The organism is Caulobacter sp. D5, from assembly GCF_003185805.1.
Lineage (GTDB): Bacteria > Pseudomonadota > Alphaproteobacteria > Caulobacterales > Caulobacteraceae > Caulobacter.
Genome location: NZ_QHJY01000341.1, coordinates 1 through 2,844, shown reverse-complemented (window position 1 = coordinate 2,844; position 2,844 = coordinate 1). Strand labels below are relative to the sequence as shown.

The 2,844-nt window shown below is 71.2% G+C and carries 2 protein-coding genes; both read left to right on the top strand.

What is annotated here, in order from left to right; genetic code table 11:
* On the top strand, positions 1–743 hold a 743-nt coding region (locus tag DMC18_RS26185; protein WP_370444629.1), incomplete at its 5' end, for a DUF6880 family protein.
* Positions 744–853: 110 nt separating this feature from the next.
* A complete protein-coding gene (locus DMC18_RS20140) occupies positions 854–2,824 on the top strand; it encodes a bifunctional diguanylate cyclase/phosphodiesterase (protein WP_110119675.1) in 1,971 nt (656 codons plus the stop codon).
* Positions 2,825–2,844 lie beyond the last annotated feature (20 nt).

Here is a 2,844-nt window from a genome sequence, read left to right as displayed (position 1 = left end):
CGCGCCTGCGCGCGGCCGCCCAGGTGCTGGCCGACCTGGAGGGCGACGTCGAGGGCTTCGCGGACCTGTTCACGGCCTCGCAACTGGTGCTGCCGCCGATCGGCGCCCAGCTCGCCCGCCGCTACCTGGCCGTCGGCCGCATCGCCGACGCCCTGGCGGCGCTGGACGTCTCGGCCCCCGGTCCCGGGATCGTCGAGCAGGCCGATGTCGGGGCCGTGACCTGGAACCAGGCCCGCATCGCCGCCCTGGAAGCGGCCGGCGAGCCGCTGGAGGCCCAGGCCGTGCGCTGGGCGGGGTTCAAGGCCACGCTGTCGGTCGAGATGCTGCGGGCCTTCCTCAAGGGGCTGCCCGACTTCGAGGACGTCGAGGCCGAGGACCAGGCGCTGGACTACGCCCAGGCCTATCCCGATCCTTACAAGGCCCTGGCCTTCCTGACCGCCTGGCCCTCGGCGGCCGGGGCGGCGCGGCTGGTCATGGAGCGCGGACCGGCCCTGCATGGCGACCGGCCGGAGGTGCTGGAGCCGGCCGCGCGCCTGCTGGAGCACCGCCATCCGCTGCCCGCCACCGTGCTGCTGCGGGCCATGGTCGATGACGTGGTGCGCTATGGCCGCGCCGACCGCTACGCCGACGCCGCCCGCTGGGTGCTGGAGGCCGAGTCCCTGGCGCCGGGCCTGCCGGACGATATGGCCATCGACGATCACCCGACCTGGGCGCGGCGGGTGGCGGGCTATCGCCGGCTCTAGAGCTTGACCGTGGCTGCGGCGTAGCGACGCGGCCCGCTGCAAGCCTCTGATAAGCAAGCCTTAAACGTACGGGGCGCAGAGGTGGCGGTTCTCGTCCCGCAGCCGCCGCGATGTTCCGATTGCCCTGGTTCCGCCCCGTACCCTCGACCCCTGAACTGATGAAGGCGCAGGTGCGCGCCTTCTCCAGGCAGGTGCCGATGATGTACGCGCTGGTGCTGGTCAACACGATCGCCCTGTCGGCGACCCACCTTCGCGACGCGCCGCTGCTGCTGACCCTGGGCTTTCCCGGCCTGCTGACCGTGGCCAGCCTGGTCCGGCTGGTGACCTGGTGGCGGGCCCGCAAGACCGCCATCGACCAGGCTTCCGCCAAGCGCCTGCTGCGCCAGACCCTGGTCTTCGCCGGGCTGCTGGGCCTGGGCTTCACCCTGTGGTCGTTCAGCCTGTTCCCGTACGGCGACGCCTTCGCCAAGGCGCACGTGGTGTTCTACATGGCCATCACGGCCATCGGCTGCGTGTTCTGCCTGATGCACATGCGGGCGGCGGCGTTCCTGCTGACCGGCATCGTCGTCGGTCCGATCACCGTCTTCCTGCTGGCCAGCGGCAATCCGGTGCTGACCGCCATCGGCTTCAACATGGCCCTGGTGGCGGTGGCCATGCTGGTCATCCTGCTGATCTCGTACCGCGACTTCTCCAACCTGGTCGAAAGCCAGCGGGGGCTGGAGGAGCGGCAGGCCGAGATCCAGAGCCTCAGCGACGACTATCTGCGCCTGGCCAACATGGACGGCCTGACGGGGCTGCCCAACCGCCGGCAGTTCTTCTCGCGCCTGCAACGGGTGACCGACGAGGCCGCCGCCCAAGGCCGCCGCTTCGCCGTCGGCGTGATCGACCTGGACGGCTTCAAGCCGGTGAACGACGCCTACGGCCACGCGGTCGGAGATCGGGTTCTGGTCGAGGCAGGCGAGCGTCTGGCCCGCGACCACGGCCAGCCGTTGTTCGTGGCCCGGCTGGGCGGCGACGAATACGGCCTGATCATCGAGGCCGATCTCGATCCTGAGGCCCTGCAGCGCCTGGGCGCGGACCTCTGCGCGGCCCTGCGCGAGCCCTACTGCTTCCCGGGCGTCACGGCCCAGGTCTCCGGCTCGGTGGGCTTCGCGGTCTATCCGCAGGCCGCCAGCGCGCCCAACCTGCTCTACGAGCGGGCCGACTACGCGCTCTATCACGCCAAGCAGAACATCCGGGGCGCTGCGGTGGTGTTCTCGGCCGACCACGAGACGGCCATCAAGACCGCCGGCCTGATCGAGCAGGCCCTGCGCCACGCCGACATGGACGCCGAGTTCCGCCTGGCCTTCCAGCCGCTGGTCGACATCAAGGACGAGCGCACCATCGGCTTCGAGGCCCTGGCCCGCTGGACCAGCCCGACCCTGGGCGTCGTCTCACCGGGCGATTTCGTGCCGGTGGCCGAGCGTTCGGGCCTGATCGCGCGGATGTCGCCGGTGCTGCTGGGCTGGGCCCTGGAGGCGGCGGCGACCTGGCCGGAGGACATCCGGCTGTCGTTCAACCTGTCGGTCCGCGACATCGCCTCGCCCGAGCAGATCGCCCGCATCATCGAGATCATCCAGGCCAGCGGCGTCGATCCCGGGCGCATCGACCTGGAGGTCACCGAGACCGCCGTCATGCGCGACTTCGACCAGGCGGCCCGCTCGCTGGCGGCGCTGAAGGCGCTGGGCGTGCGCATCGCGCTGGACGACTTCGGGGCCGGCTATTCCAGCCTCAGCTACGTGCACCGCCTGCCGATCGACAAGCTGAAGATCGACGGCAGCTTCATGCGCGGCCTGGAGGCGGCCGACAAGCGCCGGGCCATCGTCAAGACCATCCTCGACCTCTGCCGCAACCTCGGCCTCGACTGCGTGGTCGAAGGCGTGGAGGCGCCCGAGCAGCTGGTGCTGCTCCAGCCCCTGGGCTGCCGCGTGGTGCAGGGCTTCCTGTTCGCGCGGCCGATGCCGGGCGAGGCGGTTGCGGGCTATCTGGCGGCGGAGCGGGGCGTGGCCGTGGACGCCGAGGGACTGCGGTCGGCGGGGTAGGGGGCTAGATTCCCTCTCTC

Bases quoted from the DNA above. Each gene is read 5' to 3' on its own strand.
- DMC18_RS20140 (WP_110119675.1), top strand. From the start codon at position 854: ATGTTCCGATTGCCCTGGTTCCGCCCCGTACCCTCGACCCCTGAACTG.